The following is a 14,770-nucleotide window of genomic DNA, read 5'->3' as shown; positions in this document are numbered from 1 at the left end:
TATGCCTCACTGGAGATCTTCTGAATTCATGCGGGCCAGCGCAGCCTGGCGGCAGCGGCTACAGGATGACTTGGGCTTTTTGGGTCACGATTTCCAACAGCGCCTTGGCCGCAGCGCTGGGCTCGCTGCCTTTCAGTGTCAACGCATAGAGCGTCACCGGCACCGCCGGCGAAATCGGGCACACATCCAGCCCCGCCTCGCGCGCACCCGCCGCGGTAAACGGATCCACCACCGCCAACCCTTCACCGGCTTCCACCATGCTGCGCATCATCTGGTAATTCTGCACCCGCATCTGCACCTTGGGCGCCGGGCGCAGCGCTTCGAGCTTGGCATCCAACCGCAGGCTGATCGGGTCCTGGCCTTCCAGGCCAATCATCGCCTGGCCCGCCAGCTCCTGAATGCCGATGTATTTATGCTTGGGCGACAGCCAGCCATGGGGCGCCAGCAGTTGCAGCTTGCCTTCGATCAGCGCCGTGCAGTCGATGTCGGGATGATTGGGGTGGTGCAGGCTCAACCCCAGTTCACCTTCACGCAGCAACAGGCTGCGGACGATGGCCGCCGTGGGCTGGCTGAGCAACTGGCAGGGGGTGTCCTGGAAGCGTCGACGTAGGGCGGCCAGGCTTTGCGGTAGCAAACGATGGGCCAGGGCTTCAGTACAGATCACCCGCAAGGGCGTTTCCTGATGCAGCCGCAATTCAGCCGCCAGGCGGCGAATCTGTTCCAGCGGGCCGTCCAGCTGGTCCAGGCCATGGGCCAGCGCCAACGCTTCATCCGTGGGCTGCAGACGCCCGCGCACCCGGGCGAACAGCAGCAGGCCGCTCTGGGTCTCGGCCTCTTGCAAGGCGGCGCTGATGGTGTCCTGGGGGAGTTGCAACAATTCGGCGGCAGCGCTGAGGCTGCCACCGTGCATAAGCGCCTGAATCACTTCAATGTGGCGTAGTCGCATGAGTGGAGTCCGTGCCCGGGGAGGGGAGCGTGCATGCTCGAACGGCCATTATGCCGGGCGATCCGCGCCCACCGCCAGCGGCGCGGGTGCAGCTCAAGGGATGCGCACGATCTCGACGCCGCTCTGCACCAGCTCGAAGCGGTCTTCGCCCAGGTGGTTGACGCGATCGCCAATGGCCAGGCGATAGGTGACCTTGGGCGCCGAACCGCCGCTGCCATCAGCCTCCAGTGTGGCTTCCTGGAACTCATGCACCGGGTAGATCCGACCTTCGGCATCCCGCGCATGAAACTGTCCAACGAGTACTGCAGCCATTGAATTACAACCTCTGAATATATCCACGTGTGAAACTTGCGCCCTGTAGACCACTGTTTTACCTGGGAAGTTTTACCGTCGATGAAAAAAAACCATCTCCCGGAACACAACGCGGCAAAGCCCGCCAGGCTCATCTATACCTACACCTCCTGTTAGCGGAAATGTTGGAGCAGTCATGAGCAAGGTGTACTCCGTCGCCGTTCTGGTCGGCAGCTTGAGAAAAGCATCCATCAATCGCAAGGTGGCCAACGCCTTGATTAGTCTGGCGCCGCCGAGTCTTTCGTTGAAGATCCTCGAAATTGGCGACTTGCCGCTTTATAACGAGGACATTGATGGTACACCACCGGCGGCCTATAGCACCTTCCGCAATGCGCTCGGTTCGTCGGATGCCGTGCTGTTTGTCACGCCCGAGTACAACCGCTCGGTGCCGGCGCCGCTCAAGAACGCCATCGACGTGGGCTCGCGGCCTTACGGCAAGAGCTCCTGGGGCGGCAAGCCGGGGGCGGTGATCAGTGTGTCGCCGGGGGCGATTGGCGGGTTTGGCGCCAACCACCATTTGCGTCAGTCGCTGGTGTTCCTGGATGTGCCGTGCCTGCAGCAGCCGGAGGCCTATCTGGGCAATGCCGGGTCGCTGTTCGATGACAGCGGGGCGTTGTCGGAGAAGAGCAAGCCGTTTTTGCAGGGCTTTATCGATGCCTACGCCAAGTGGGTGGAGCAGTACCACAAAGCGTAGCGACGTCGCCTGGCGGCAGCGGCTACAACAACACAGGGGCTGTGCTGCATGGTGGCTGGCGTATAAACTGGCGCGATGCGCTGATCGATACCGGTATCGGCGCCAGAGAAAGAGAGTTGAAATGGGCGCACAGTGGAAAGCTAAACACAGAGAAGCAGCAGCCAACGCCAAAGGGCGCATTTTCGGCAAGCTGTCCAAGGAAATTTCGATTGCCGCGCGGGCCGGTACTGACCCCGACACCAACGCGCGCCTGCGCCTGGTGATCGAGCAGGCCAAGAAAGCCTCCATGACCCGCGAAACCCTGGAGCGCGCCATCAAGAAAGGCGCGGGCATCGGCGGCGACGCGGTGCACTACACCCTGGTCAAATACGAAGGCTTCGCCCCGCACCAGGTGCCGGTGATCGTCGAGTGCCTGACTGACAACGTCAACCGTACCGTCTCGCAGATCCGCGTGCTGTTCCGCAAGGGCACCCTGGGCGCCGAAGGTTCGGTATCGTGGGACTTCAACCACGTGGGCATGATTGAAGCCACCCCGGCCAGCGCCGACGCTGACCCGGAAATGGCGGCCATCGAAGCTGGCGCGCAGGATTTCGAAGCAGGCGAGGAAGAGGGTTCGACCCTGTTCGTCACCGACTTCGCCGACCTGGACGCCGTGTGCAAGGCCCTGCCAGAGCAGGGCTTTACCGTGGTATCGGCGAAAATCGGCTACATGCCGAAGAACCCGGTGTCGGGCCTGAGCGATGAGCACATGGCCGAAGTCGAAGCCTTCCTGGAAGCCATCGACGAGAACGACGACGTTCAGAACGTGTACGTAGGCCTGGCAGGCTAATCCTGCTTTGCTTTTGTGGGACCGGGCGAAGCTCGGGAAGGCCACGCCGCCGATTGCGCGGTGTACTTTTCCCAAGCTTCGCCCAGTCCCACAAGGGGGGGTGTCAGTGTGTCAGGGCCTGGGCGATCGCGTTGAAGTCCGGGCGCGCCAGCACGTCCGGCTGTACGCACGCCTGCTGCAATTCAACCCAACGCTGTTCCACCCCCTCGCACCGCTCGATCAATTCCCCCAGCCAGATTCCGAACGCCCGCACTTCAATGCGCTGCAGCGCCGCCGCCACGTGGCTGCCATCCAGCGGGTAGAACGACGCCGCGCCGAAATCCCCCAGCAGGCAATCGCCCTGCGCGTTGTACATCGTGTTGTGCCCGTACAGGTCGCCATGGTTGATGCCATGACGATGCAGATGCGCGGCCACCGATGCCATGCCACGGGCCATGATGTGCAAGGTCTGCGGCGTGAAGCGCGTGTTTTTGTCGTACACGTCACGGCTGCAGCTGTCCAGGCTTGGCAGCGCTGCCAGATTGCTGAAGTCCGGACCGATCAGGTCCATTACCAGCCCTGCCACACCCTGAGGATGATCCTTGAGCTTGCCCTCGATGCGGATCAGGTTCGGGTGCAGGCCGGCGGCAATGCAGGCGTTCATCTCGTTGAGCGGCGTGCCGTCGCTGGTGATGTCGCCCTTGTACAGCTTGACCGCCACCGGCTTGTCGCCCCATTGGGCCTGGTGAATGACGCCCGAGGCCCCTTCGCCCAGCTTCTGCTCCAGCTGCAACTGTTCCCAGGCGATGTTGGCAGTGATGCCGTCTTCGTCATGGGGCGTGGTGAAGTCCGCGGTCATGGGGTTGCCGGCCCAAGCCAGCCAGGCAAGGCTAGGCAGGGTCAGTAGCCAGTCGGGCAGGGCGGTGAGGCGGTTGGCCGACAGGCGCAGCAGTTCCAGCCTGTGCAGCTTGGCCATGCTGGCGGGCAGGGCGCTCAGGCGGTTGCCCGACAGCATGAATTTCTGCATCAGGTGGCAGTCGCCGATGGCGTCCGGCAGCGTCTGCAGGCAGTTGTCCGTCAGGATCAGCCAGCGCAGTTTGGGCCCCAGCGCCTCGGCCGGTACCTGCGCGATGCGGTTACCCCGGAAGCCCACCATGCTCAGGTTGGCGCACTGGCCGATGCAGGCCGGCAGCTCGGTGAATTGGTTGTTGGAGCAGAACAGAATCTTCAGCCGCGTCAGGCGATGCAAGTCCTCGGGCAGGCTGCTCAGGGCGTTGCCCGTCAGGTCCAGCACCTCCAGGGTGTCGGCCAGCTCGAAGATCTCGCGGGGGAACTCGGTCAGGCCGCAGGCCAGGTTCAAGCGGGTGCTGCCGGCCAATTGGCCAGCCTTCAGCAGGGCAAGGGTATCCATAGGGCTCATCTTGAAAATTCGCGATGCCCATCATAGCGGCCATACTCAGGTTTCGCCCGTCCCATAACAACAATCCAGGACAGGATTCATGAACTATCAGTCATGCTACGAGCAGTCGCTGGCGCAGCCGGCGGCGTTCTGGGCCGAACAGGCCCGCCGGGTGGCCTGGTACCGCGCGCCCACGCAGATCCTCACCCCACTGGCCGATGGCACCCATGAATGGTTTGCCGATGGCCGCCTGAACACCAGTTACCTGGCCCTTGATCACCAGATAGAACAGGACCGTGGCGAGCAGACGGCGCTGGCCTATGACTCGCCCGTCAGCGGCAGCCAACAGCGTTTCAGTTTCCGCCAACTGCGCGACGAAGTGGCGCGGCTGGCCGGCTGGATGCGCAGCCTGGGGGTGGAGAAGGGCGACCGGGTGATCCTGTACCTGCCGATGATCCCCCAGGCGGCCATGGCCATGCTGGCCTGCGCGCGGTTGGGGGCGGTGCATTCGGTGGTATTCGGCGGTTTTGCCGCCAACGAACTGGCGCTGCGCATCGACGATGCCCAGCCGGCGCTGATCCTCACCGCCAGTTGCGGGCTGGAGTTCGATCGGGTGGTGCCCTACAAGCCGTTGCTGGACAAGGCCCTGGAACTGGCCCGGCATAAGCCGGCCCATGTGGGTGTGTGGCAGCGGCCGCAATTGGCCGCCAGCCTGGTGCCGGGCCGCGACCTGGACTGGCAGCGTGAGGTGGTCGACGCCCAGCCGGTGGCCCCGGTGGAACTGGCCAGCGGCGATGCCCTGTACATCATGTACACCTCGGGCACCACCGGCCGGCCCAAGGGTATCGTGCGTGACAATGGCGGCCATGCGGTGGCCATGCGCTTCGCCCTGGAGCAGGTCTACGGCATGCAACCCGGGGATGTATGGTGGGGCATTTCCGATGTCGGCTGGGTGGTGGGCCATTCGCTGATCGTCTACGGCCCGCTGATGGCCGGTTGTACCAGTGTGATGTATGAAGGCAAGCCGGTGCGCACGCCGGATGCCGGCAGCTACTGGCGCATCATTGAGCAGTACAAGGTGAACGCGCTGTTCTGCGCACCCACGGCCATGCGCGCGATCCGCAAGGAAGACCCCGACGGCGTGCTGTTGCGCCGCCATGACCTGGGTTCGCTGCGCTGCCTGTACCTGGCCGGCGAGAAGCTGGACTCCAGCACCCACGCCTGGCTCCAGGACATGACCGGCAAACCGGTGCACGACCACTGGTGGCAGACCGAGACCGGGTGGCCGGTGACCGCGCCCTGCGCCCAACTTGAAGGCTCGGGCGCCCGCGCCGGTTCCAGCAACCGTGCCGTGCCCGGCTATGCCGTGCGAGTGATGGACGAGGAGGGGCGGCCACAGGGCGCCGGGCAGCAGGGCGACATCGTCATCGCCCTGCCATTGCCGCCTGGCTGCTGCCAGACCTTGTGGCGCGATCATGAGCGTTATCTGCAAGCGTACCTGCGCACTTACCCCGGTTATTACCAAACCGGGGATGGCGGCTACCTGGACGATGATGGCTTCGTTTACATCATGGGCCGCACGGACGATGTGATTAACGTCGCTGGCCACCGGCTGTCCACCGGCGAGATGGAAGACCTGGTGGCCGCCCACCCGGCGGTCGCCGAGTGTGCAGTATTTGGCGTGCACGACGAGATCAAGGGGCAGGTACCGTTGGCGCTGGTGGTGGTCAAGGACGATGCTCGTATCGAGGCGGCGCAATTGCAAGGTGAGCTGGTGGCCCAGGTGCGTGAGCACATCGGTGCGCTGGCTTGCCTGCGCCGGGTGGAAGTGGTCAAGCGCCTGCCCAAGACGCGCTCGGGCAAGATCCTGCGCGCGGTGCTGCGCAAGATCGCCGACCACGAGGTGTTCGCGCCGCCGTCGACCCTGGACGACCCGGCCATCCTCGACGAGATCGCCCAGGTGCTACACGTGCGTTGACAGGTTGAAGCCTTCCTGCGCCGTTGGCGTGCTGAAGTAACGGCTGATCAGCTCGAACTGCTCGTCGCTGGCGGCAAACGCATGCTCGCCAGCGGCGTTGCGTGCCCGAAGGCGGGCCTTGCACACCTCATCAGGCACGTTGAGCACGTGCATGACATGGTCGACGCCTGCGGCCTGGAACAGGCTGCGCATCCAATCACGGTTGGCAGGGGTATTGGCGGGGAAGTCCAGCACCACGTTGATCCCCAGTGTCAGCAACTGTTGCACGTGGGTGCCGATGGCGTCGCGCAGCAGGGCGGCGCAGCGTACGTAGTCGCTGACGCTGTGCATCTGGTCTTTGTATAAACGCGCCAGCCAGATGTCCTCGCTCAGGCGCACGGTGTTGGGCGCCTCGGCCAGGCGCGTGGCCAGGGTGGATTTACCGGAAGCGATCTTGCCGCAGAGCAGGTGCAGGGTGGCCATCAGCATTCATCCGTGAGTAGTGCAATCGCGTAGCCGCTGCCGAAGGCTGCGCTGGCCCTGCGCCTGGCTGGAGATCTCCAGGGTTTACACCGGCCAGCGCAGCCTAGCGGCAGCGGCTACGGTCTGGGTATGCAGCGGGTTAGAGGTGATGCTCCTGAAGCTGCCCCAACCGGCTGCGCGTGCGCGCCAGGTCAATGGCCTGGCCGGCCAGGCTTTCGGCCAGCGGCCGGTCGCTGATCAGCATCAGGCGCTTGTCCTGATCGTACAACACATCGATCAGGTTGATGAACCGCTGTTGCACGGCAATCGAGCAATCATCCAGCAACGGCAGGTGATCGATGATCCAGGTGTCGAAGCGTCCGCTCAGGTCCAGGTAATCCATCACCGCGGTGGGCTGTTCGCAGATGTCATCGAAGGTGAAGTGAATGGTGCGTTCGTGGCTCATGCGCGCGCGCAACTCACGCTTGCCCACCGCCAGCGCAAAGGGTGGCAGATCACCGGCCGGCAGGTTCAACGCCTCGCGCTGCTGCGCGGTGCCCGGCCATACGTAATGGCCCAGGGTGAACTGCTGTTCGCTGGCGGCGCTGGGCAGTTCGCGATAGTCCTGCGCGCCACCCACTTCCATCACCTGCATCTGCGCGTTGATCAGGCGGATCACCGGCAAAAAGCGCTCGTGATAAAGCGGGTTGGGCAGCAGGCCTTCGGGCGGATAGTTGGATGTCACCACCAGGAAAATCCCGCGGGCATCCAGCGCCTTGAACAGGCGTGTGATCAGCATCGCGTCGCCGATATCGTGCACGTGGAACTCGTCGAAACACAGCAGCCGGCAGTCGCTGAGCAGTTCGTCCAGCGTGGTCTCCAGCGCATCGGGCTGCAGGCGGTTGCGGAACATGCCTTCGTGCAGGCGCGCGAAGAAGTCGTGAAAGTGCAGACGGCGCTTATGGGCCATCGGCATGGCCTGGTAGAAACCATCCAGCAGCCAGCTTTTGCCGCGCCCCACCGACCCGTACAGGTACAAACTGCGCGGTTGCGCCGCCTCTTCCTGCAGCAACGGCTCCACGCGTTCGGCCATGGTGTCGATGACCTGCTGCTGACCGTGGCTGAGGGTGAAGCCCTGCTGCTGGGCCTTGTGCTGGAAGTACTCGGTAATCTGCGCCCCACGGCCCAGAGGGCGACGGCCCAGGGCGTTGCCCAGGCGGGACTTGAACCAGGATTTCTTTGGCGGTAACGCGGCCAAGGGGCATTCCTCATGCAGAACGGAAAGGCCCACGGTGGGCCGTGGCGGGTATTTAAGCAAATGGGGCGGGGTGGGGGCTAGCGGGGGGGGGGAAGGGGTGGGCGGTTGTCGGACACCCTGTAGCCGCTGCCGAGAGGCTGCGCTGGTCCTCAACCTCGCTGAAGATCAACAGGGTTCCTACTGCCCAGCGCAGCCTGGCGGCAGCGGCTACGGTCTGCTAGGAATAAACCGGCAGTAGGTGGTATCCCACAACGGGTAATGGCGACGCGTCGTTGCTGATATGCCAGATATAGACCACCGATACCTGGGTTATTTTGTCTGCTGGCCGGAGCGCAAGCGTGTCAGACGATAGCCTGAAAAAGTCGTGCGCGATTTGATGAACCGTTCCCCCGCCACCCAGATCGAAATTCATCCTTCCAAGTGCAGCGGTCAGATAGTTGAATCGTGCAGTCGAAACGATACCTGCGAGGATGGAGATGCGAGTGGCATCGTTAAACAAGAGCATCTTGTTCCAGTCCTCTGCCAACTGCTCGACACTGGCGCCTGTGCCTTTGAGCTCAATGGCAAAGTCGATTGGACAGTTCACGGGCCCCACGGTAAGGTCCATGCGGCGCCTGCTGTTGGGGTATCGTTTTTCCTTGGCTGAGATAAATGAAGTCGAGAGCAGGTCAATCAGTACTTCGCGAAGTGCCTGTCGAATGACAAATTCATCGACGACGTGATCGTCATCGGCGCCGGAATCGAAATGTACCGCCATGACCTTGGCAGCCAGCCGTGTCGCCACCTTTCGCCATTTCAATTCCAGTTTCGCAAGGGGCGCGAGAGCCTGCGTTTCAATCGAGTTCATCGTGATACCCCCATGCGAGTAGCTCAGGCGCCAGCCCGCAGATAGTTGCCACGCGCTGCCATGAAATCCGCGCATCGTGGCCGGGGCGTCCCTGAGGGCAGAAGAACACCTGATTGACGGTGTAGTTGTCGATCCATGTGTCGGTCCCGTGGGGGTAATGTTCGAACCACAGCAGTGGCCCCTGAAGGTCAAGTGCCCGGATCACCGCATCACGAATATCCGCTACCCCAAGAGTGATGGATCTGCCGTAGTTGTCTGCCCGCTCACTACAGACCACGCAAGCCGCCCCGTCGGATTTCCTCAGTGCAACAAGCACGCAGCAGGTGGACACGATGAGGGGGTGAGGCCGCTTGAATTCGAAGTGTCTGCATTCCTTGCACCACTCCACGTTGTCGAACGGCATGTCGATGGTTTCAAAGTGGTTATCGAAGAGATTCACGTTGATATCCTGTCTCGGTGACTAGGATACAAGGGTATCGTTGATGGCTCTGATTACCCATGCCGACAGGGTCTGAAATGTTTGTAGGAATTGTTTCCCTAGCGTCGGTATTACGTATCTCTACAGTAAGTTGCACTTTGTGTAACTTACTGTAGAGATACGGGATGCGCCAGGCCCCGTAGCCGCTGCCGCCAGGCTGCGCTGGCCCTCAGCCTCGCTGAAAATCTGCAGCGCTCATACTGCCCAGCACAGCCTGGCGGCAGCAGCTACAACTGCGTCAACCCCGTCAGCGTATCGGCAATCTTCTTGGTGCGCTGCGACGTCCCCTCAGTCATGCGGCTGGAATTCTCCAGGTCCCCCAGCAGCTGCTTCAGCGTACCCACCGAGCTGGACTGCTCCTCGATCTGCGACGCCACCTTCTGAATCGCCCCCGACAGCGCATCGATGTCCACGCCAATCTCGCCGGCATTTTTGCGGGTGATTTCCGCCAGTTTGCGCACCTCGTCGGCCACCACGGCAAAGCCACGCCCTGTTTCGCCGGCGCGCGCTGCTTCGATGGCGGCGTTGAGGGCCAGCAGGTTGGTTTGCCCGGCGATTTGCTGGATGACCTGGACGATGGACTGGATGCGCAGGCTCGACTGCGCCAGGTCGCGGGCGCTGCCGACGACCTCGTCGGCGTGGCTGGACAGGCCGCTGACGGTGGTGCCGGCCTGGGCGGTGACGCTGTTCTGGTGGTCGATGGTGCCGGCCAGGTCGTCCATGGACAGGTGCAGCTCACTGGAATAGTGCTGCAACTGCCGGGCGATTTCTTCCTGCTGGTGGGTGGCCTGGGACAGCACGGTGCCCAGGTCGGCCAGGCCGTTGAACACCGGCAGCACGTTGGCGTCCAGGCCCTGGATGTCGAGGGTGCTGGTGTAGTGGTGGTCCTTGAATGCTTCGATCTGCTTGACCACCACGCGGTTCAAACCGGCCAGTTTCTGGATCTGGCGGCGCAGGAAGAAGGCCTTGAATTCGCCGTAGTGGCTGGCGAAACGGTCGATGTAGTCGTCGCTGAAGCGGGCGCCCTTGGCCACTTTGAAAAAGAAGATGGCCGTCAGGGTCTGGTTGAGGTTCAGGCCCAGGATTTCACCGAAGGTGGAGAAACCGGCCACGGGCACGTTGCCGAACACGCCGGTCATTTCCCCCAGTTTGCCGGCGTTGTTGGCGCGGCGCAGGATGCAGTCGTTGAGCAGGCCCACCAGCGGCTGGCCGCCCTTGCCCTGCAGGAAACGCTGGAAATCACGCTGGGTGGCATCGCGCAAAGAGGTGCGCTTGACCATCACCAGTTCTTCGCCCGGCGCCACGTCGCAGAACAGGTGCACGGTCTCGCGGGCGTAGTCGATGCGGGCGATGGAGCGCACGAACAGTTCCTCGCCCACGCGGATGGCAAACGAGTATTCGGCCAGGTATTTCTCCAGTTGCGCGGGGGCGCATTTGAAGGCGTCGCACAGGGCTTGGACCATGGTCTTGATATTGCCGGCGGCATCGAACACCTGGTGGATAAAGCGTTCTTCCAACGAGGCGGTCAGCACGCTGAACGACAGCTGCGTGGGCTCGAAATTCTGGCTCTTGAACACGCCGAACCGCACCTGCGGCGCGCATTTGAGAAACACGATCTGCGCATGGTTCTGGTAGCTGCGCTGGCCGTCGTGCAGCAGGGTTTTCTGGAAGTCGTCCTTGCCGCCGGCCGAGCCACCCACGAACAGGCAGGGGAAACGCCCCGACTCGTACAACGCTTCCATGAAGAACGATTCGGATGCCGACAGGCCGTCGAACAGCACGTAGGCCAGGGTGTCGCGGCTGTCGATGGGCATGTTCAGGCGGGTGCGCTTGAGTTCGCCCACCAGCTTGTCGATGCGTTCGCGCATGGGCAGGCGCTTGCCGCTGCCACGGATGTCTTCGCTGAGCAGCGGCACGCTGACCAGTTCCGCGCCGGCGATGACGCTGGCGTCGAACAGTTGCAGCACGATGCGATCCCAGTTGCCCTGGGCGCTGCAGTACAGGCTGTCCCCCGCGCTGCACAGCTCGCCTGAGGTGGTGCACAGGCTCAGGGTGGCCTGGGGGAAGCGCTGACGCAGCTGCCGCGCCACGGCGTCCAGGTCCAGGTGCGGCGAGACGAAACCGGCGATGAAGGTAGGCACAAGGTGCACCCCCTGCAGGTTTTGGCTCAGCGCGCTGAAGGTGCTCAGCACGGTGGCCGTCCCAAGGGTAGTCGATGCGGCCTGGCGGAAAATTCGGAAAGGGTTCATCGGGTTCGGGACCTTGGGGGCGGCAGGTTTAAGAAGGTACGCCTGATCAGTGCATCGACCTGTTCGGCCCGGACTTGATGGGAGCAGTACCAAGGTATGACAGGCGGCGGCTGAATCGTTTCATTTGGCTGATCATGACGTTAATGGTCACGCGCAAGTCACGCATCAGCTCTGATACGAAAAGGGTTGGAATGCTGGCTGCTCAAGGTGTGCGCACGTATCAATATGCTGACCAAAGTGGCAACTTCCGTCTCGAATGCTAGCCTGCAATTCACGGATGAACACCTCGAAAGGACTGAGGACGTGAAGGGACAAGCGATCGCCGCCCTGATCAGCCTGATGCTGAGTGGGGCGACACTGGCCACGGAACTGCAGGTACAGGTGCGCGTCAACGTGCAGCATGGCTGCGTGTTGCTGGGCCAGACCCGAGACGCCGGTCCGCAGCAACTGGGCGTGCTCGATTTCGGCAGCGCGGCGCGCTTGGACGATCCGGCGGGCCCATTGTCGGCGCAACTGCCAGGTAGCCGCTTGCCACGCCTGGAGTGCAACCCCGACACCGCCTATCAGGTGCAGGTGGACGGCGGCCAGCATGGCGGCGTGGGTGATGTGCGCTACCTGGCCGCCGAGGGCGCCAACCTCATCCCTTATCGAATTTACAGTGACCCGGCGCGCCGCGTGCCCTTTGTGGTCAATCAGCCCCTGAGCGGCCGCGTACCGGCCACCGGTACCATCGAACTGCCGCTGTATGCGCGCATCGAGCCGCTGGCCCAAGTCCCCAGGGCCGGTCAATACACCGATTTGCTAAAAGTGACGGTGACCTGGTGAAGTGGCTATGGATCGTGCTGGCCGCGTTGTGGATGGACGACGCGATGGCGGCCATGACCGGCCAGATCCAGGCCAGCCTGGTGATCACCGCCGGCTGCCAGGTCAACAGCGCCGGCAGCACGTTGCCCAGCGGGCAGGTCGGCACCCTGGACTTCGGCGACCAGGGCCCCACCTGGACCGCGCCCATCGGCGCCAGTGTCAGCAACGACAGCAACGCGTTGCAGGTGGCCTGCAACCCTTCGGTGACCGGCTTCAGCGTGACCATTGACGGCGGCGCCAACGGCGATGGCACCACGCGGCGCTTGAGCAACGGCAGCCGCACCATCCCCTATCAGCTGTATCAGAACGCCGCAGGCACCGAGCGCTACAGCATCGGCGAGCAAAAAACGTTCGCCGTCAGCAGTGGCGGGCAGATCCCCATCCCGATTTTCGGCGCCGTGGTAGCCAACACCAGCGCACTGCCGGCCGGCACCTACAGCGACACCCTGCGAGTGACTTTGGACTGGTAACACAAGGAGTGAATCATGCACGCACAGGCATCACGTACGGCCCTCATGTTGCCCGCCCTGGCCTTGCTGGCGGCGCTGACCCCATCGGCACAGGCCGCCACCACCGTGACCGGCCAGGTCACCGCCAGCCTGGTGCTGACCAGCAGTTGCCTGGTCAACGGCGTGGCGGGCAGCACCAACATCAACTTCGGTAGCCTGAACTTCGGCACCACCAGCAGCCTGTTCACCCAGGCCAGCAGCCAGGTGCTGGGTGGCGGCGGCGGGGCCATGTCGATCCTCTGCTCGGCGGGCACGGTGCCGGTGGTCAAAGTGCGCGCCGGCAGCCATGACGGGCAGGCTACCGGCGGCGCCCGGGCGCTGGCCGACGGCGCCGGGCATTTCGTGCCGTATGACTTCTTCACCGACACCGGCTTCGCCAACCTGCTGGCCATCGACGGCACCATCAGCCTGGCCACCAGCACCGGCGTGGCGCAGACGGTCAACCTGTACGGCCGGGCGATCGGGGTGGCGGGGCTGCCGGCGGGCACTTACACGGACACGGTCGCCGTCGAACTGACGTTCTAGCCGTGCGTACGGCAGCGGCTGTGCTGGCGGCGCTGGCACTGGCGGCCCCCTGGCCGCTGGACGCCGCCACCTCCAGCATTTTCCAGGTCAATGCCACGGTCAGCAGCGGCTGCCTGGTGGTGGGCGGGGGCAGCAATTACGGCACCCTGAATTTTGGTACTTGGTCGGCCTTGTCGACCAGCACGGCATCGGCGGCGCTGCCGGGCAATGGCGTGACCTTGCAGTGCACGCCGGGGGTCACCCTGAACATGAAGGTGGACGGCGGCCAGAACAGCGGCGCCTCGCGCAACCTCAAGGCCGGCAGCTCGCTGGTGGCCTACCAGCTGTTCCGCGACGCGGCCTACAGCCAGAGCCTGGGCATCGGCCAGACGGTGACCGTGGCCTACAGCAATTCAACCAACATCAGCCTGCCGATCTACGGCCGGTTGAGCCTGCCGGGCAACGTGCCGGCGGGCAGCTACAGCGATGTCTTGCAAGTGGAGTTGTCCTGGTAAGCGGGGCAGCCGTCGATTTTTGCCTGTGGAGTGCGTGTATGTGGCGTCGGTGGGGGAGTGCGGTGTGTGCGATGGTGTTGCCGTTGACGGTGCAGGCGGCCAGTTCGGTGTTGATCTGGCCGATCGACCCGGTGCTGGAAGCCGATCAACAGGCCAGCGCGCTGTGGCTGGAGAACCGCGGCACGGAAGCGGCCAACCTGCAGATTCGCGTGTTTGGCTGGAGCCAGACCGGCTTTGATGATCAGTACCAGAACCAGCGCGACGTGATCGGCAGCCCGCCGGTGGCGCACATCGAGCCTGGGCAGAAGCAACTGGTGCGCCTGACCCGCACCCGGGAAATCCCGCCGGGCCAGGAGATGGCCTACCGCATCATCATCGACGAAATTCCCGCCGCGCAGCCGCCGGGCGACGCGCAGGGCAAGACTGCGGCGGCCATTCGTTTCCAGATGCGCTATTCGGTGCCGTTGTTCGCTTATGGCGCGGGGTTGTGGAGCAAGCCCGACCCCAGCCGCGAGCGCGACCCCAAGGGCGCGGGCACCCCGGCGCTCAGCTGGCGCAAGGTGAGCGAGGACGGCAAGCAGTTCGTCGAGATCCGCAACCAGGGCCCGGTGCACGCGCGGCTGACCGATGTGGCGGTGCAGCAGGGCAGCCAGAATCGCCCGTTGGGTGAAGGGTTGCTGGGCTATGTGCTACCGGGCGCCAGCATGCGCTGGCCGTTGCCCGAGCCCGCCGCCCAGGTGTCGGTGTTGCAGGGCCGGGTCAATGGCAGCGACAAGCCCCAGAGCTTGGCGCCTGCACACTGAGTGCGTGCGTTTGACAGCGGAGGTCGTCCATCTTTATTCGGACTGGCGCAGGAGCGCACCCGACACGCACCTGGCTGGGTTTGGGCTGGCTGCTTTATCCCTTCGCGTGCCTTGCAGGGGAATTAC

16 protein-coding genes are annotated in these 14,770 nt (G+C 63.6%); 8 read left to right on the top strand and 8 right to left on the bottom strand.

The features are described from left to right. Nucleotides 1–58: 58 nt before the first annotated feature. Nucleotides 59–946 carry a LysR family transcriptional regulator gene (locus tag ACZ9GA_RS17365; RefSeq protein ID WP_457361527.1) on the bottom strand — a complete coding sequence of 296 codons (888 nt, stop codon included), beginning with the start codon at nt 944–946 and terminating at the stop codon, nt 59–61. 93 nt (nt 947–1,039) lie between these two features. Further along, nucleotides 1,040–1,258: a hypothetical protein gene (locus ACZ9GA_RS17360; RefSeq protein ID WP_457361528.1), complete on the bottom strand. Its 219-nt coding sequence runs from the start codon at nt 1,256–1,258 to the stop codon at nt 1,040–1,042. 175 nt (nt 1,259–1,433) lie between these two features. On the opposite strand from ACZ9GA_RS17360, the gene ACZ9GA_RS17355 reads away from it, so the two are divergent. After that, nucleotides 1,434–1,991 (top strand): NADPH-dependent FMN reductase, encoded by a 558-nt coding sequence (locus ACZ9GA_RS17355; RefSeq protein WP_457361529.1) that lies wholly within the window; start codon nt 1,434–1,436, stop codon nt 1,989–1,991. Between the two features lie 121 nt (nt 1,992–2,112). Continuing rightward, entirely contained in the window at nt 2,113–2,820 is a 708-nt protein-coding gene (locus ACZ9GA_RS17350) for a YebC/PmpR family DNA-binding transcriptional regulator (RefSeq protein ID WP_455923108.1), read from the top strand. A 103-nt stretch (nt 2,821–2,923) separates the two neighbouring features. Here ACZ9GA_RS17350 and ACZ9GA_RS17345 read toward each other — a convergent pair whose 3' ends face one another. Continuing rightward, entirely contained in the window at nt 2,924–4,210 is a 1,287-nt protein-coding gene (locus ACZ9GA_RS17345) for a leucine-rich repeat-containing protein kinase family protein (protein WP_457361530.1), read from the bottom strand. Between the two features lie 88 nt (nt 4,211–4,298). Between ACZ9GA_RS17345 and ACZ9GA_RS17340 the strand changes: the two genes are divergently transcribed. Beyond that, complete coding sequence (locus ACZ9GA_RS17340) at nt 4,299–6,176, top strand: AMP-binding protein (protein WP_457361531.1); 1,878 nt, start codon at nt 4,299–4,301, stop codon at nt 6,174–6,176. Here ACZ9GA_RS17340 and ACZ9GA_RS17335 read toward each other — a convergent pair. The 5 genes from ACZ9GA_RS17335 to ACZ9GA_RS17315 form a co-directional block, all read right to left on the bottom strand. After that, entirely contained in the window at nt 6,162–6,638 is a 477-nt protein-coding gene (locus tag ACZ9GA_RS17335) for a P-loop nucleotide/nucleoside kinase family protein (RefSeq protein WP_457361532.1), read from the bottom strand. The genes ACZ9GA_RS17340 and ACZ9GA_RS17335 overlap by 15 nt on opposite strands. Before the next feature lie 139 nt (nt 6,639–6,777). After that, a complete protein-coding gene (gene zapE / locus ACZ9GA_RS17330) occupies nt 6,778–7,875 on the bottom strand; it encodes a cell division protein ZapE (RefSeq protein ID WP_457361533.1) in 1,098 nt (365 codons plus the stop codon). 217 nt (nt 7,876–8,092) lie between these two features. Further along, complete coding sequence (locus tag ACZ9GA_RS17325) at nt 8,093–8,722, bottom strand: hypothetical protein (protein ID WP_457361534.1); 630 nt, start codon at nt 8,720–8,722, stop codon at nt 8,093–8,095. Beyond that, the gene (locus ACZ9GA_RS17320) at nt 8,709–9,161 is read right to left on the bottom strand and encodes a hypothetical protein (protein ID WP_457361535.1); all 453 of its coding nucleotides are present in this window, start codon (nt 9,159–9,161) and stop codon (nt 8,709–8,711) included. The genes ACZ9GA_RS17325 and ACZ9GA_RS17320 overlap by 14 nt, the downstream gene beginning before the upstream one ends. A gap of 266 nt (nt 9,162–9,427) precedes the next feature. Next, nucleotides 9,428–11,449 (bottom strand): methyl-accepting chemotaxis protein, encoded by a 2,022-nt coding sequence (locus ACZ9GA_RS17315; RefSeq protein WP_476226472.1) that lies wholly within the window; start codon nt 11,447–11,449, stop codon nt 9,428–9,430. A 339-nt stretch (nt 11,450–11,788) separates the two neighbouring features. On the opposite strand from ACZ9GA_RS17315, the gene ACZ9GA_RS17310 reads away from it, so the two are divergent. From ACZ9GA_RS17310 to ACZ9GA_RS17290, 5 genes are read left to right on the top strand one after another with little or no spacing between them, the layout of a single operon-like run. Beyond that, nucleotides 11,789–12,274, top strand: a complete 486-nt coding sequence (locus ACZ9GA_RS17310) for a Csu type fimbrial protein (protein ID WP_457363700.1) — start codon at nt 11,789–11,791, stop codon at nt 12,272–12,274. Nucleotides 12,275–12,306: 32 nt separating this feature from the next. Further along, entirely contained in the window at nt 12,307–12,783 is a 477-nt protein-coding gene (locus tag ACZ9GA_RS17305) for a Csu type fimbrial protein (protein WP_457363701.1), read from the top strand. Between the two features lie 15 nt (nt 12,784–12,798). Next, a complete protein-coding gene (locus ACZ9GA_RS17300; protein WP_457361536.1) occupies nt 12,799–13,347 on the top strand; it encodes a Csu type fimbrial protein in 549 nt (182 codons plus the stop codon). Nucleotides 13,348–13,349: 2 nt separating this feature from the next. Next, nucleotides 13,350–13,841: a Csu type fimbrial protein gene (locus ACZ9GA_RS17295; protein WP_027978194.1), complete on the top strand. Its 492-nt coding sequence runs from the start codon at nt 13,350–13,352 to the stop codon at nt 13,839–13,841. Between the two features lie 38 nt (nt 13,842–13,879). Next, nucleotides 13,880–14,644: a fimbrial biogenesis chaperone gene (locus ACZ9GA_RS17290; RefSeq protein WP_457361537.1), complete on the top strand. Its 765-nt coding sequence runs from the start codon at nt 13,880–13,882 to the stop codon at nt 14,642–14,644. The last annotated feature ends 126 nt before the right edge of the window (nt 14,645–14,770 follow it).

The sequence above is a fragment of the Pseudomonas sp. TE3644 genome, from assembly GCF_056278815.1.
Note: the sequence above shows the minus strand (reverse complement) of the source record. Positions and strands in the feature narration are given on the sequence as shown.

Bases quoted from the DNA above. Each gene is read 5' to 3' on its own strand.
- ACZ9GA_RS17350 (WP_455923108.1), top strand. From the start codon at position 2,113: ATGGGCGCACAGTGGAAAGCTAAACACAGAGAAGCAGCAGCCAACGCC.
- ACZ9GA_RS17310 (WP_457363700.1), top strand. From the start codon at position 11,789: ATGCTGAGTGGGGCGACACTGGCCACGGAACTGCAGGTACAGGTGCGC.
- ACZ9GA_RS17335 (WP_457361532.1), bottom strand. From the start codon at position 6,638: ATGGCCACCCTGCACCTGCTCTGCGGCAAGATCGCTTCCGGTAAATCC.
- ACZ9GA_RS17360 (WP_457361528.1), bottom strand. From the start codon at position 1,258: ATGGCTGCAGTACTCGTTGGACAGTTTCATGCGCGGGATGCCGAAGGT.
- ACZ9GA_RS17365 (WP_457361527.1), bottom strand. From the start codon at position 946: ATGCGACTACGCCACATTGAAGTGATTCAGGCGCTTATGCACGGTGGC.
- ACZ9GA_RS17300 (WP_457361536.1), top strand. From the start codon at position 12,799: ATGCACGCACAGGCATCACGTACGGCCCTCATGTTGCCCGCCCTGGCC.
- ACZ9GA_RS17290 (WP_457361537.1), top strand. From the start codon at position 13,880: ATGTGGCGTCGGTGGGGGAGTGCGGTGTGTGCGATGGTGTTGCCGTTG.
- ACZ9GA_RS17325 (WP_457361534.1), bottom strand. From the start codon at position 8,722: ATGAACTCGATTGAAACGCAGGCTCTCGCGCCCCTTGCGAAACTGGAA.
- ACZ9GA_RS17345 (WP_457361530.1), bottom strand. From the start codon at position 4,210: ATGGATACCCTTGCCCTGCTGAAGGCTGGCCAATTGGCCGGCAGCACC.
- ACZ9GA_RS17305 (WP_457363701.1), top strand. From the start codon at position 12,307: ATGGACGACGCGATGGCGGCCATGACCGGCCAGATCCAGGCCAGCCTG.
- ACZ9GA_RS17355 (WP_457361529.1), top strand. From the start codon at position 1,434: ATGAGCAAGGTGTACTCCGTCGCCGTTCTGGTCGGCAGCTTGAGAAAA.
- ACZ9GA_RS17340 (WP_457361531.1), top strand. From the start codon at position 4,299: ATGAACTATCAGTCATGCTACGAGCAGTCGCTGGCGCAGCCGGCGGCG.
- ACZ9GA_RS17315 (WP_476226472.1), bottom strand. From the start codon at position 11,449: ATGAACCCTTTCCGAATTTTCCGCCAGGCCGCATCGACTACCCTTGGG.